General features: G+C 51.2%; 8 protein-coding genes, 1 tRNA gene and 3 rRNA genes. All 12 read left to right on the plus strand.

The genetic code is table 11. The annotated features are described in order from the left end of the window. The first annotated feature begins 49 nt into the window (after positions 1-49). The 12 genes from MHI42_RS23590 to pssA all read left to right on the plus strand — a co-directional run bounded on the left by MHI42_RS23590 (position 50) and on the right by pssA (position 15,251). Positions 50-1,607: ribosomal RNA gene (locus MHI42_RS23590) — 16S ribosomal RNA — on the plus strand. Positions 1,608-1,710: 103 nt separating this feature from the next. Further along, a tRNA-Ala gene (locus MHI42_RS23595) sits at positions 1,711-1,786 on the plus strand. 216 nt (positions 1,787-2,002) lie between these two features. Next, a 23S ribosomal RNA gene (locus tag MHI42_RS23600) occupies positions 2,003-4,930 on the plus strand. A gap of 124 nt (positions 4,931-5,054) precedes the next feature. Then, a 5S ribosomal RNA gene (gene rrf / locus MHI42_RS23605) occupies positions 5,055-5,171 on the plus strand. Together the 16S, 23S and 5S rRNA genes with 1 tRNA gene alongside form the textbook arrangement of a ribosomal RNA operon. A 434-nt stretch (positions 5,172-5,605) precedes the next feature. Next, entirely contained in the window at positions 5,606-6,778 is a 1,173-nt protein-coding gene (locus MHI42_RS23610) for a GNAT family N-acetyltransferase (RefSeq protein ID WP_342420844.1), read from the plus strand. Between the two features lie 362 nt (positions 6,779-7,140). Continuing rightward, positions 7,141-7,602, plus strand: a complete 462-nt coding sequence (locus MHI42_RS23615; RefSeq protein WP_039298529.1) for a CtsR family transcriptional regulator — start codon at positions 7,141-7,143, stop codon at positions 7,600-7,602. A gap of 30 nt (positions 7,603-7,632) precedes the next feature. Continuing rightward, a complete protein-coding gene (locus MHI42_RS23620; protein ID WP_342420845.1) occupies positions 7,633-8,157 on the plus strand; it encodes a UvrB/UvrC motif-containing protein in 525 nt (174 codons plus the stop codon). A gap of 29 nt (positions 8,158-8,186) precedes the next feature. Then, positions 8,187-9,251, plus strand: coding sequence for a protein arginine kinase (locus MHI42_RS23625; protein ID WP_039298534.1), 1,065 nt, complete (start codon positions 8,187-8,189; stop codon positions 9,249-9,251). A 36-nt stretch (positions 9,252-9,287) separates the two neighbouring features. Continuing rightward, positions 9,288-11,765: an ATP-dependent protease ATP-binding subunit ClpC gene (gene clpC / locus MHI42_RS23630; RefSeq protein WP_171720469.1), complete on the plus strand. Its 2,478-nt coding sequence runs from the start codon at positions 9,288-9,290 to the stop codon at positions 11,763-11,765. 222 nt (positions 11,766-11,987) lie between these two features. Next, a complete protein-coding gene (gene radA / locus MHI42_RS23635; protein ID WP_039298540.1) occupies positions 11,988-13,355 on the plus strand; it encodes a DNA repair protein RadA in 1,368 nt (455 codons plus the stop codon). Positions 13,356-13,368: 13 nt separating this feature from the next. Then, positions 13,369-14,445 carry a DNA integrity scanning diadenylate cyclase DisA gene (disA, locus tag MHI42_RS23640; protein WP_039298543.1) on the plus strand — a complete coding sequence of 359 codons (1,077 nt, stop codon included), beginning with the start codon at positions 13,369-13,371 and terminating at the stop codon, positions 14,443-14,445. Between the two features lie 65 nt (positions 14,446-14,510). Next, positions 14,511-15,251: a CDP-diacylglycerol--serine O-phosphatidyltransferase gene (gene pssA / locus MHI42_RS23645; protein ID WP_039298546.1), complete on the plus strand. Its 741-nt coding sequence runs from the start codon at positions 14,511-14,513 to the stop codon at positions 15,249-15,251. The last annotated feature ends 97 nt before the right edge of the window (positions 15,252-15,348 follow it).

Raw genomic sequence — 15,348 nt, forward strand, 5'->3', positions numbered from 1 at the left:
ATTTAATGAATCGTCAGTTTCAAAATGAGCAATCGCTCTTTCTAAAACCAATTTGGAGAGTTTGATCCTGGCTCAGGACGAACGCTGGCGGCATGCCTAATACATGCAAGTCGAGCGGAGTTTGAATGGAAGCTTGCTTCTATTCTTACTTAGCGGCGGACGGGTGAGTAACACGTAGGCAACCTGCCCTCAAGACTGGGATAACTACCGGAAACGGTAGCTAATACCGGATAATTTCTTTCCTCTCCTGAAGAGAGAATGAAAGGCGGAGCAATCTGCCACTTGGGGATGGGCCTGCGGCGCATTAGCTAGTTGGTGGGGTAACGGCTCACCAAGGCGACGATGCGTAGCCGACCTGAGAGGGTGAACGGCCACACTGGGACTGAGACACGGCCCAGACTCCTACGGGAGGCAGCAGTAGGGAATCTTCCGCAATGGGCGAAAGCCTGACGGAGCAATGCCGCGTGAGTGATGAAGGTTTTCGGATCGTAAAGCTCTGTTGCCAGGGAAGAACGTCCGGTAGAGTAACTGCTACCGGAGTGACGGTACCTGAGAAGAAAGCCCCGGCTAACTACGTGCCAGCAGCCGCGGTAATACGTAGGGGGCAAGCGTTGTCCGGAATTATTGGGCGTAAAGCGCGCGCAGGCGGTCATTTAAGTCTGGTGTTTAAACCTTGGGCTCAACCTGGGGTCGCACTGGAAACTGGGTGACTTGAGTACAGAAGAGGAAAGTGGAATTCCACGTGTAGCGGTGAAATGCGTAGATATGTGGAGGAACACCAGTGGCGAAGGCGACTTTCTGGGCTGTAACTGACGCTGAGGCGCGAAAGCGTGGGGAGCAAACAGGATTAGATACCCTGGTAGTCCACGCCGTAAACGATGAGTGCTAGGTGTTAGGGGTTTCGATACCCTTGGTGCCGAAGTTAACACAGTAAGCACTCCGCCTGGGGAGTACGGTCGCAAGACTGAAACTCAAAGGAATTGACGGGGACCCGCACAAGCAGTGGAGTATGTGGTTTAATTCGAAGCAACGCGAAGAACCTTACCAGGTCTTGACATCCCGATGAAAGCATTAGAGATAGTGCCCCTCTTCGGAGCATCGGAGACAGGTGGTGCATGGTTGTCGTCAGCTCGTGTCGTGAGATGTTGGGTTAAGTCCCGCAACGAGCGCAACCCTTGACTTTAGTTGCCAGCAGGTTAAGCTGGGCACTCTAGAGTGACTGCCGGTGACAAACCGGAGGAAGGTGGGGATGACGTCAAATCATCATGCCCCTTATGACCTGGGCTACACACGTACTACAATGGCCGGTACAACGGGAAGCGAAACCGCGAGGTGGAGCCAATCCCAGCAAAGCCGGTCTCAGTTCGGATTGCAGGCTGCAACTCGCCTGCATGAAGTCGGAATTGCTAGTAATCGCGGATCAGCATGCCGCGGTGAATACGTTCCCGGGTCTTGTACACACCGCCCGTCACACCACGAGAGTTTACAACACCCGAAGTCGGTGGGGTAACCCGCAAGGGAGCCAGCCGCCGAAGGTGGGGTAGATGATTGGGGTGAAGTCGTAACAAGGTAGCCGTATCGGAAGGTGCGGCTGGATCACCTCCTTTCTATGGAGAATCGTTTCCTGCAATGGAAACATTCAAATCGGAAGCTAAAGCTTCCAAAAGATACTTAACGCGTATCCATTTGTTCGGTTTTGATGGAATTTGCGGGGCCATAGCTCAGCTGGGAGAGCGCCTGCCTTGCAAGCAGGAGGTCAGCGGTTCGATCCCGCTTGGCTCCACCAACAAACTTCATCAATTTGTTATGTCTAAAAACTTCAATATCGTCTGTAATTTCGAACGACACAACCGTGTTTGTCCTGTGATTACAGCATCTTGATCCTTGAAAACTGGATACCGAAACGAATTTGCGTTTTAGAACATCTTTTAGCTGAAACTTGTGTAAACAAGTTGAAATAGTTATTAGTCATGCTAGCGATTTTCCTAACGGAAAACGCATTGGTTAAGCTAATAAGAGCACACGGAGGATGCCTAGGCGCCAGGAGCCGACGAAGGACGTGGCGAACAACGAAACTGCCTCGGGGAGCTGTAAGCAAGCTTTGATCCGGGGGTGTCCGAATGGGGAAACCCAGCTGTGGTAATTCGCAGTTACTCATTTCTGAATACATAGGAAATGCAGAGGCAGACCAGGGGAACTGAAACATCTAAGTACCCTGAGGAAGAGAAAACAATAGTGATTCCGTCAGTAGCGGCGAGCGAACGCGGAACAGCCTAAACCAAGGGGCTTGCCTCTTGGGGTTGTGGGACGTCTCACATGGAGTTATAAAGGAATATGGTAGGCGAAGAGGTCTGGAAAGGCCCGCGATAGAGGTAAAAGCCCTGTAGCCTAAACTGTGTTCTCTCCGAGACGGATCCCGAGTAGTGCGGGGCACGTGAAACCCCGTATGAATCCAGCAGGACCATCTGCTAAGGCTAAATACTACCTGGCGACCGATAGTGAAACAGTACCGTGAGGGAAAGGTGAAAAGCACCCCGGAAGGGGAGTGAAATAGAACCTGAAACCGTGTGCTTACAAAAAGTCAGAGCCCGATCTATGGGTGATGGCGTGCCTTTTGTAGAATGAACCGGCGAGTTACGTTTAACATGCAAGGTTAAGGTGAGAAGCCGGAGCCGCAGCGAAAGCGAGTCTGAATAGGGCGATTTAGTATGTGGACGTAGACCCGAAACCGTGTGATCTACCCCTGTCCAGGGTGAAGGTGCGGTAACACGCACTGGAGGCCCGAACCCACGCATGTTGAAAAATGCGGGGATGAGGTGGGGGTAGCGGAGAAATTCCAATCGAACTCGGAGATAGCTGGTTCTCCCCGAAATAGCTTTAGGGCTAGCCTCGGTGAATGGAGTGGTGGAGGTAGAGCACTGATTGGGTGCGGGGCCCGCAAGGGTTACCAAGCTCAGTCAAACTCCGAATGCCATTAACTTCTTGCCGGGAGTCAGACAGTGAGTGCTAAGATCCATTGTCAAAAGGGAAACAGCCCAGACCATCAGCTAAGGTCCCCAAGTGTGTGTTAAGTGGGAAAGGATGTGGAGTTGCACAGACAACCAGGATGTTGGCTTAGAAGCAGCCACCATTGAAAGAGTGCGTAATAGCTCACTGGTCGAGTGACTCTGCGCCGAAAATGTAACGGGGCTAAACACACCACCGAAGCTATGGCTAGATGCTTTGCATCTGGGGTAGGGGAGCGTTGTATGTAGGTTGAAGGTGTACCGTAAGGAGCGCTGGACAGCATACAAGTGAGAATGCCGGTATGAGTAACGAAAAGATCAGTGAGAATCTGATCCGCCGAAAGCCCAAGGTTTCCTGAGGAAGGCTCGTCCGCTCAGGGTAAGTCGGGACCTAAGGCGAGGCCGAAAGGCGTAGTCGAAGGACAACAGTTTGAAATTACTGTACCACCGTAATCCGCTATGAGCGATGGGGTGACGCAGGAGGGTAGTGACACGGACTGATGGATGTGTCCGTCTAAGCAGTGAGGCTGATGTGTAGGCAAATCCGCACATCGATAAGGCTGGGCTGTGATGGGGAGCGAAAATTGTAGTAGCGAAGGTCATGATCTCACACTGCCAAGAAAAGCCTCTAGCCAGGAGAAGGTGCCCGTACCGCAAACCGACACAGGTAGGCGAGAAGAGAATTCTAAGGCGCGCGGAAGAACTCTCGTTAAGGAACTCGGCAAAATGACCTCGTAACTTCGGGAGAAGAGGTGCCTCGGTAGGGTGAATAGCCCGAGGGGGCCGCAGTGAAAAGGCCCAAGCGACTGTTTAGCAAAAACACAGGTCTGTGCGAAGCCGCAAGGCGAAGTATACGGGCTGACGCCTGCCCGGTGCTGGAAGGTTAAGGGGAGTGGTTAGGAGCAATCCGAAGCTGTGAACCGAAGCCCCAGTAAACGGCGGCCGTAACTATAACGGTCCTAAGGTAGCGAAATTCCTTGTCAGGTAAATTCTGACCCGCACGAATGGCGTAACGACTTGGGCGCTGTCTCAACGAGAGATCCGGTGAAATTTTAATACCTGTGAAGATGCAGGTTACCCGCGACAAGACGGAAAGACCCCATGGAGCTTTACTGCAGCTTGATATTGAATTTGGGTACGATCTGTACAGGATAGGTGGGAGCCGTAGAGGCAGGAGCGCAAGCTTCTGCGGAGGCGCCGTTGGGATACCACCCTGATCGTATCTAGGTTCTAACCTAGTGCCCTAATCGGGTACGGGGACCGTGTCAGGCGGGCAGTTTGACTGGGGCGGTCGCCTCCTAAAGAGTAACGGAGGCGTTCAAAGGTTCCCTCAGAATGGTTGGAAATCATTCGAAGAGTGCAAAGGCATAAGGGAGCTTGACTGCGAGACCAACAAGTCGAGCAGGGACGAAAGTCGGACTTAGTGATCCGGTGGTACCGCATGGAAGGGCCATCGCTCAACGGATAAAAGCTACCCTGGGGATAACAGGCTTATCTCCCCCAAGAGTCCACATCGACGGGGAGGTTTGGCACCTCGATGTCGGCTCATCGCATCCTGGGGCTGAAGTAGGTCCCAAGGGTTGGGCTGTTCGCCCATTAAAGCGGTACGCGAGCTGGGTTCAGAACGTCGTGAGACAGTTCGGTCCCTATCTGTCGTGGGCGCAGGAAATTTGAGAGGAGCTGTCCTTAGTACGAGAGGACCGGGATGGACGTACCGCTGGTGCATCAGTTGTTCCGCCAGGAGCATGGCTGAGTAGCTACGTACGGACGGGATAAGCGCTGAAAGCATCTAAGCGTGAAGCCCCCTCAAGATGAGATTTCCCAATTAGTAAGACCCCTTGAAGACGACGAGGTAGATAGGTTGGAGGTGGAAGTGCAGCAATGCATGGAGCTGACCAATACTAATCGGTCGAGGGCTTATCCAAATTTCTTAGAGCGCAGATTCGTTTCGGATTCAGTTTTCAGGCGATCAAGCCTGGCAGGATGTTAAACCTATGGTTTGATATTTTCTGCAGCGATTTCGAGAAGCGGAAGCTTCGAAAAATCATGTTTGGTGGCGATAGCGGAGGGGTTCCACGCGTACCCATCCCGAACACGACCGTTAAGCCCTCCAGCGCCGATGGTACTTGGACCGAAGGGTCCTGGGAGAGTAGGACGCCGCCAAGCACATGAAGCCATTGTTGAGCAATCGACAGTGGCTTTTTGGTTTGTGCAGGGTTGTGGAAAAGCTGTGGATAAATTTCAGTAACTGCTGAAAACTTACGCACATGTGGATACAATTTCAGGAAGAAGTCTTTTCCGTGATAATGTGGACTAAAACGCATATTCAGGCGAATGAGTCAAGAGAAAACCTAAGTAATCCACTGTTTTTGTGGATAAAAAGTGAATTTTGTGGATAGATAAATATGAATCGTGGATAACTAATTTTTGCCGGGAAGAAACTCTTTCCGGTTTTTTGTTTTACTGTACAAAACCTGTGGATAACTTTTGTTCACGGGCTATTTTTGTACCTCATTAGCTTCTGGACAATTTGCTTGATATACTCAATCTGAGCAACCATTGAACTCTATCTCTATAAATTCATTAACGGGGTGAGCAGCATGGAAATAAGGCAATTGCATGCAGATGATTTTGAAGAAGGCTTAGGCTTGTCTGAATATGCTTTCCAGTACAAGGTGTCCGGAGAAGACAGGGAACACGCCAGAGCGAAGTTCAAACCGGATCAAATATGGGGAGTATTTGAAGGAACAAGTTTAAGTGCCAAGCTGGTACTTCTTCCGCTTCAGGCATACATACAGGGCAAGCCCGTATCTATGGGCGGAATTGCGGGTGTAGCCACGTGGCCGGAGAACCGCAGGCAGGGATATGTGGCCAAGCTGTTGACCCATACGCTGCAAACCATGAACGAAGCGGGGCAAACACTGTCTTTTTTGCACCCGTTTTTAATCCCCTTTTACCGTAAATTTGGCTGGGAGATCTATTGTGAATATAAGAAATACAACATACCTGTGGATAAATTTCCGCGGAAGGCTGAAATACAGGGCTCTGTGAAGCGCGGCGCGGCTGATATTGGAGTATTGCAACAGCTGTATGTCTCATTTGCAGCCCGGTACAACGGCACACTGCAGCGTACGGAGGAATGGTGGAAGGAAAAAGTACTCGATGAAGATACACATCAGTGTGTATTTTATTCGCAGCAGGGTGAACCGGAAGGGTATGTGCTGTATAAAATAGTGAACAAAGAACTGGTCATCGATGAATTTGTCTATCTGAATGAGAAGGCCCGCCAAGGGCTGTGGACATTTCTGGCTAACCATGACTCGATGATCACCGGAGCTTCATTGAAGCTGGTTCCCTCTGATGACATTCTGCCGTATTTGCTTCCCGACCCGCGGATTGCCCAGGAGAATTATCCGTACTTCATGGCACGCATTGTCAACGCCCAAGCCTTTATACAGAATTTGTCTTTCCATGCGCTGAGCGGTATCCGGGAACGGCTGCTTTATATTGAAGATGAGCATGCCCCCTGGAATAACGGCCTGTGGCGTTGGACAGTAGCTGAACATGGGGAGGTATCATTTACTCAGATCCAGGGGGACAGATCAAACGCTGATCTTATATGCAGTATTGGTACACTTACCGTACTTTTGATGGGATACAGACGTCCAGTTGAAATGGCCCGGTATGGACAGTTATCCGGAACGCATGAAGCTGTAGATTGGCTGGAGAAGCTGATCCCGCAGGCGCAAACGGCTTTATTTGATTTTTTCTGACAAACCTGAAGGCTCTTCCGCTTACATTAGAAGCAGGAGAGCCTAATATACATATCCCCTTGCAATGGGATCCGTGAGCTATTCGGAATACAATACGGCTAAAAAGTAAAAAATAAGAGCAACCACTTGGAATTCAGTGAGAATATGTTATAATATGAAAAAAGTCAAAGAAAGTCAAAGTCAACGCGAGCTCGACAGCAGTGTTCTTAGAATTGTAACAGTTGGTGGTCAGGCTAAGTACGAAGGCTGTTGCAGCCGATTCGCACTTCAGTCCCCGGGTTAAATTCTTTAGAGCTATGTATGGACGGCGGACGTTGACACAGCACAAGCTTAACCAAGGCTTACACACTGGAGGATGAGTGATGCGTAATATCTCCGATATTATTGAACAATATCTGAAGAATATTTTGCATGAAAGTCCCGAAGGTACGGTGGAAATTCAGCGCAATGATCTGGCGGACCAGTTCTCCTGTGTCCCGTCGCAGATCAATTACGTCATCAGTACACGCTTTACTTTGGAAAAGGGATATGTAGTGGAGAGCAAACGCGGCGGTGGAGGGTATATCCGGATTCAGCGCTTCGAGCTGCCTCAGAATGTGGCACTGTATGCACATCTGAACTCCACAATAGGGAATGATATTGACCAGAATTCCGCCGAAGGACTGATTTATCAGCTGGAGGAGGCCCGTTTTCTCTCCAAGCGTGAAGCGTGTCTTATGCGGTCCGCTGTTTCCCGGGAATGCCTGACGGTTAATCTGCCGTACCGGGATGAGATTCGTGCCAAGCTAATGAAGGCCATGCTAATCTCTTTGTTAGGCAAATAATTTTCAAAATGTGAGGGAGGGACACCGCTCATGCTATGCCAGGAATGCGGGGTCAAACCGGCTACACTCCACTTCACGAAGATCGTGAACGGAGAGAAGACAGAATTTCATATTTGTGAAAGCTGTGCGCGGGAAAAGGGGGAGCTCATCCCCGGTACTGCCGGAGGATTCTCCATACACAGCTTGCTTTCCGGGCTGCTTGATCTGGAGAGCGCAGGCAAGGGCAAGTCAGAGGCCGCACAGACTGTGCAGGGGCTGCAGTGTGAGAACTGCGGTATGACCTATTCACAGTTCAGCAAGCTTGGACGGTTCGGCTGCAGCTCGTGCTACAAATATTTTGACAGCACGCTGGACCCGCTCTTCAGACGGGTACACGGAAGTACGGCCCATGTGGGCAAGCTTCCCAAACGGGCGGGTGCACAGATCATGTGTAAACGCCAAATTGATGAGCTGAAGCAGGAATTACAGCAGAGCATTATGCAGGAGGAGTTTGAAACTGCAGCTGCGCTGAGGGATCAGATCCGCAAACTTGAAAAAGAAATGCCACAAGAGTAAAGTCTTTGATATATAGGAGGGGATTCCACATGTCAAGTCTCCGGTTTACCGAACAAGCACTTAGTGACTGGATGCGCTGCGGCGGGAGTCATTCCGAGATTGTTATCAGCAGCCGTATGCGTATCGCCCGTAATCTGGAGCACCTTCCCTTCCCGCTATTGGCGTCTGCGCAGCAGTCGGAAGAGGTGCTGGAGCAGCTTGCTCCTGTATTTCAGGGAGAAGCCTCTGCGGATTTCGGCAACTTTCAGCTGCTGAGGCTGGATGAGCTCGATGAGCTGGATAAAAAAGTACTGGTGGAGAAGCATCTGATCAGTCCTAATCTGGCTGATGATTCCAAAGGCGGAGCAGTCATTCTTAATGAGGACGAGTCAGTCAGCATTATGATCAACGAGGAGGATCATCTCCGCATTCAATGCCTGTTTCCGGGTCTGCAGGTCAGAGAAGCCTGGGTAAGGGCAACAGCCATTGATGATATCTTTGAGGCTGCTGTCAATTACGCTTTTGATGACCGCAGAGGATACCTGACCAGTTGTCCCACCAATGTGGGAACCGGGCTCAGAGCCTCGGTAATGGTTCATCTGCCGGCACTGGTTATGACCCATCAGATTAACCGGATTCTATCCGCTGTTAATCAGGTCGGTCTTACCGTTAGAGGAATTTATGGTGAAGGCAGCGAAGCAGTAGGGAATATCTTTCAGATTTCCAACCAGATTACGCTTGGCCAGACCGAGAATGAGATTATTGAGAATCTACACAGCGTAGTTACCCAGATTATAGAGCATGAGCGGAACGCGCGTGAACGCCTGCTTGTGGATTCCGCACTGCGGATTACCGACCGCATCAAACGTTCATACGGGATTCTAGCCTACGCGGCTGTGATGGAGCTTAAAGAGTCTGCACAGCGGCTCTCCGATCTAAGGCTTGGTGTGGATTTGGGGATACTGGAAGGGCCTTCGATTTCAGTGCTTAATGAGCTGAATGTCAAGACTCAGCCGGGCTTTCTGCAAAAGCTGTTCGGCGACGAGCTTTCGTCCACCGAACGCGATATGTACCGGGCAAAGCTGCTCCGGGAAACACTGGGATCACAACATTAATTATAGATATATATTATCCGTGGAGGTGCAGGAGATATGATGTTTGGAAGATTTACGGAACGCGCACAAAAGGTGCTGGCGCTGGCGCAGGAAGAAGCCGTTCGTTTGGGACACAACAACATTGGGACAGAACATATTTTGCTCGGACTGATTCGTGAAGGGGACGGCATTGCCGCCAAGGCACTGATCGGACTCGGTCTGGGTCTTGAGAAGATTCAGGATGAAGTGGAAACGCTGATTGGCAGAGGTCAGGAACAACCGACCAACATCGCTTATACTCCTCGTGCCAAAAAAGTTATCGAGCTGTCTATGGACGAAGCCCGCAAGCTGGGTCATACGTATGTGGGCACTGAGCATATCCTGCTCGGACTCATCCGTGAAGGAGAGGGCGTAGCTGCCCGTGTGCTGAACAATCTCGGTATCAGCCTGAATAAGGCCCGTCAGCAGGTGCTGCAGCTTCTGGGCAGCAGTGAAGCCACTTCCAGCCATAGCGGTGCTCCGGTTAATGTCAGCACACCAACGCTGGATGGTCTGGCCCGTGACTTGACTGCCTATGCCAAGGACGGCAACCTCGACCCGGTTATCGGCCGCAGCAAGGAAATTGAACGTGTTATTCAGGTGCTCAGCCGCCGTACCAAGAATAATCCGGTACTGATCGGTGAGCCAGGGGTTGGTAAAACAGCAATTGCTGAAGGCCTGGCCCAAAAGATCATCAATAATGAAATTCCGGAAACCTTGCGCGACAAACGCGTAATGACCCTGGATATGGGTTCTGTAGTTGCCGGTACGAAATACCGCGGTGAGTTCGAAGACCGCCTCAAAAAAATCATGGATGAGATTCGCCAGGCAGGCAATATCGTGCTCTTCATCGATGAGCTGCATACCCTGATCGGAGCCGGTGGTGCGGAAGGTGCAATTGATGCCTCCAACATCCTGAAGCCCGCTCTGGCCCGTGGTGAACTGCAGTGCATCGGTGCCACAACGCTTGATGAATACCGCAAATATATTGAGAAAGACGCTGCACTTGAACGCCGCTTCCAGCCAATTACGGTGGATCAGCCTTCTCCTGCAGAAGCTGTACAGATCTTATTCGGTCTTCGGGACCGTTATGAAGCCCATCACCGGGTGAAGATTACGGATGAAGCTATTGTGGAAGCTGTGAAGCTGTCCGACCGCTATATCCCTGACCGGTTCCTGCCGGACAAAGCGATTGACCTGATTGATGAAGCAGGCTCCAAGGTAAGACTTAACTCTTACACCATCCCGCCGAATCTGAAGGAACTCGAAATGCGTCTGGATGATATCCGCAAGGAGAAGGATTCCGCTGTACAAAGCCAGGAATTTGAGAAGGCTGCAGCGCTGCGCGATACCGAGCAGAAGATCCGTGAAGAGCTCGATACCACGAAGAACCAGTGGAAAGAGAAGCAGGGCCGTACGGACTCCCAGGTTACGCCTGAGGATATCGCACAGGTGGTTGCCAGCTGGACCGGCATTCCGGTCAGCAAGCTGAAGGAAGAGGAAACCGACCGTCTGCTCAATATGGAATCAATACTGCATGAACGGGTAATCGGCCAGGACGAAGCCGTTAAGGCTGTCAGCCGGGCTCTCCGCCGGGCACGTGCGGGTCTGAAGGATCCGAAACGTCCAATGGGTTCCTTCATCTTCCTCGGTCCAACCGGGGTCGGTAAAACCGAGCTGGCACGGGCACTTGCCGAAGCCATGTTCGGTGACGAGAATGCGGTAATCCGTATCGATATGTCGGAGTACATGGAGAAGCACTCTACCTCCCGTCTGGTCGGAGCGCCTCCAGGCTATGTAGGATATGAAGAAGGCGGACAGCTGACTGAGAAGGTACGCCGCAAACCGTATTCCGTGGTCCTGCTGGATGAGATTGAGAAGGCTCACCCTGAAGTATTCAATATTCTGCTGCAGGTACTGGAAGACGGCCGTCTGACCGACTCCAAAGGCCGTGTAGTCGATTTCCGCAATACCTTAATTATCCTGACCTCTAACGTAGGTGCACAAGCGATCCGCAAGAATTCGACTCTGGGCTTCACCGCGGTACAGGATGCCGGTGCCGATTACGGCAATATGAAGGGCAAGGTAATGGAAGAGCTGAAGAAGAGCTTCCGCCCTGAGTTCCTGAACCGGATCGACGAGATTATTGTCTTCCACTCTCTGGATGAGAAGCATATCGCCGAGATCGTTACCCTGATGTCCGAGGAGCTGCGCAAGCGTCTGCGTGAATATGATGTAGACTTCCTGCTTACCGACGGCGCCAAGGCGTTCCTGGCCAAAGAGGGCTATGACCCGGCCTTCGGTGCCCGCCCGCTCCGCCGGGCGATTCAGAAGCACATCGAAGACCGCCTTTCCGAAGAGCTGCTTAAGGGCAACATTAAGAAAGGTGATTCCCTCAACATTGATGAGGTGAACGGCGAGCTTGTAGTAACCAAAGTGGAAGTGCCGGCTGAGGTCGTCCTGGAGAAGGAAGAGAAGGAAGTCGAAACCGAATAATTTTCCAGCAATATGAAACAAAGCTCCCGCTCCTCCGTATAGAGGGGCGGGAGCTTTTATATGTCCGGAGTGATTAATTCTGCCCTGAATCAGGCAGGTTAAGGAGGACGCAAACGAAAAGTAGATCTTAAGTGACCTTTCGTTCAGTGTGCAGAAATGGTAAACTTTGATTAAGAGAAAATTATCCGCAATTTTAGCAAGTTCGGACCGTTAGGAGCGCACATGGCCAAACCAAAAACAAAATTTTTCTGCACCGAATGTGGTTACGAATCACCGAAATGGTTCGGGAAATGCCCGGGCTGCCAGGAATGGAACTCAATGGTGGAAGAAACGGAAAGCGTAGTCAAAACCCAAGGCATGAATGCACCTATTTTTCAGAGTAAAGAAAAGGCGCAATCGATCATAAATATAGAAAGTGACAAAGAGCCGCGTATCCTGACAGGCATCGGAGAGCTTAACCGTGTGCTTGGCGGCGGTATCGTACCCGGCTCGCTGGTACTGGTCGGTGGCGACCCCGGAATCGGGAAGTCCACACTGCTGCTGCAGACATCTCACGCCCTTACAACCCAGGGGCTCCGCGTTCTGTATATCTCCGGGGAAGAATCGGTGCGCCAGACCAAGCTTCGGGCTGACCGCCTCGGGGCGTTGTCGGCGGAACTGTATGTTCTGTGTGAGACGAACATGGAGAGCATTGAAGAAGCAATCGAGCAGATTAAGCCGCAGTTTCTGGTCATCGACTCGATCCAGACCGTGTTTATGCCTGAAGTGACCAGTGCGCCAGGCAGTGTAACACAGGTGCGGGAATGTACGACAAGATTTATGCGGATTGCCAAAATCCGTGGAATCGCAACGGTACTTGTAGGACATGTAACGAAAGAAGGCGCAATTGCCGGTCCACGGATGCTGGAGCATATGGTGGATTGTGTGCTCTATTTCGAAGGAGAACGTCATCATACGTACCGGTTGCTGCGGGCGGTGAAGAACCGCTTTGGCTCAACCAATGAAATCGGTATTTTCGAGATGGGTGAGGTTGGCCTTACCGAGGTGGAGAACCCTTCCGAGCTGTTCCTTTCTGAACGGCCGCTCGGAGTGGCCGGTTCCGCGGTTGTAGCCAGCATGGAAGGTACAAGACCGGTGCTTGTTGAATTACAGGCGCTGGTTGCAGCAACCCATTTCCCTTCGCCCCGCAGAATGTGCACAGGTATGGATCATCAGAGAATGGCGCTGATCATTGCTGTTCTGGAGAAGCGGATGGGCATGTTCCTGCAGAATCAGGATGCTTACCTCAATGTTGCCGGAGGTGTTAAGCTGGATGAGCCGGCGGTGGATCTGGCGGTCGCCATCAGTATTGCTTCCAGCTTCCGGGATATTCCGACCAAGCCGTATGATGTGTTTTTTGGGGAGGTAGGACTTACCGGCGAGGTGAGAGGGGTGTCACGCGCAGAGATGCGGGTGAAGGAGGCCGCTAAGCTCGGCTTCCGGCGGGTAATTATGCCTGAGAAAAGCATGAAAGGCTGGAAGCATCCGCAGGATATCCAGATTATAGGCGTCAGCACCGTAGCAGATGCACTAGCGGTCGCGTTAGATTAGGGGGCACAGGGACATGAAAGAATACAATCCATTAGATAATATGAATGATCTGCTTAGAATGGCCGCACCCGGAACACCTTTCCGGGAGGGGCTGGAGAATGTGCTGCGTGCGAAGACCGGGGCACTTATTGTTGTCGGATACAGTCCGGAAGTGATGGAAGTTGTCGATGGCGGATTCTCCATTAACTGCGATTTTTCACCCAATTATTTATACGAGCTGGCCAAAATGGACGGAGCGATCATCCTGAGTGAGGATCTGAAGCGGATTCTGTATGCCAACACCCAGCTGATCCCCGATTCCTCCATTTCATCCATCGAGACAGGTATCCGTCACCGGACCGCTGAACGGGTGGCTAAACAGACCGGCAAACTGGTTGTTTCCATTTCCCAGCGGCGGAATATAATCACCCTGTATCAGGGTTCAATCCGTTATGCGCTTAAGGAGATCGGCGCGATTCTGGCCAAAGCCAATCAGGCGATTCAGACCTTAGAGAAGTACAAAGCCGTGCTGACACAGGGGTTGACTAACCTTTCTGCTGCCGAATATGAGGGGCTTGTGACGGTGGCTGAGGTAGTCGGCGTGATCCAGCGGGTAGAAATGGTATTGCGGATCAAAATGGAAATTAAGCGTTATATTAACGAACTCGGCAATGAAGGCCGGCTGATCAGCATGCAGATGGAAGAACTGGTCGGAAATACAGAGGAAGAAGCCTGGCTTCTGTACAGAGACTATGCAAGAGAGGAGCAGGAGGACAAAATCCGCGAAATTATCGCCGGGCTGAAGCGAAGCAGTGACGATGAATTGATGGATGACAACCATATTGCCCGCTTGCTGGGCTATTCCTCCACGGCTATTGCATCTGAGGAAGCCGTAACTCCGCGCGGTTACCGTCTGCTCAACAAAATTCCGCGGCTGCCGAATGTGATCATCCACAATCTGGTGGAACGCTTTGAAATGCTGCCTAATCTGATGACGGCGAGCATTGCTGAACTTGATGAGGTGGACGGCATTGGCGAGGTCCGCGCACGCAATATTCAGGACGGACTCAAGCGGCTCCAGAAACAAGTTCTTATTGACAGGCAAATGTAAATAACATACAATCACGTAATATTGGGAACCCATGAAGTTCAAAGTAGGAAAATTGAGGTGAAGAAATGATACAAAAATCAATTCCGAGTCTTTTTACCATCGGTAATCTGATGCTTGGAATGTTTGGTATCATGATGGCGTTTGACGGTAAGCTGAGCATGGCCGCTATCATGGTGATTATCGCTATGTTGCTCGACGGGCTCGATGGCCGTGTTGCGCGCGCGCTGAAGTGTGAGAGTGAGTTCGGCAAGGAGCTGGATTCCTTATCCGATGTAGTATCTTTCGGCGTTGCACCAGCGCTGATTATGTATCTCACAAGTCTGCAGGATTTAAACTCTGCATTAGGATGGACTATTACAGCGATTTTCCCGGTGTTTGGAGCTTTGCGTCTGGCCCGGTTTAATGTCCGCCCGGGGATTCCGGGATATTTTGTAGGATTGCCGATTCCTGCTGCAGGTGGCGTTCTGGCCACGCTGGCACTTTTTCATAAAGATGTATCTGCACCGTTTATGATTGTCGCTACCCTGCTGCTGTCTTACCTGATGGTCAGCACGGTGAAGTACCCTAACTTCAAGAAGATCGGCTTCCCCAAAAAGGCAGTTATAGGTGCCCCTGTAGTAATTGTGATCGCTGTAGCGGTTGCTGTTGTTTTCCCTGAACAGATTGCTAAGCTGATCTTTGCTTTGCTTGCGTTATATGCCCTATACGGGTTCAGACAGAGTCTGGGCCTCTTGACAGCCCGCCGTCAACGCCGCCGCAGGAAGAGACATGCGGAAGATAAGGTGTATCATTCCAAGAACGGATAGTCCTAATTGCGCACTTATTACTTTTTTTATCTATACAAAAAAGGCTGTGCCCTCCCTGACTCAGGAGAAGGCACAGCCTTTTCTGCATTGGTAACGG

Origin of the sequence: Paenibacillus sp. FSL E2-0178, assembly GCF_038593005.1 — a bacterium.
GTDB classification, from domain to species: Bacteria; Bacillota; Bacilli; order Paenibacillales; family Paenibacillaceae; genus Paenibacillus_AQ; species Paenibacillus_AQ phytohabitans.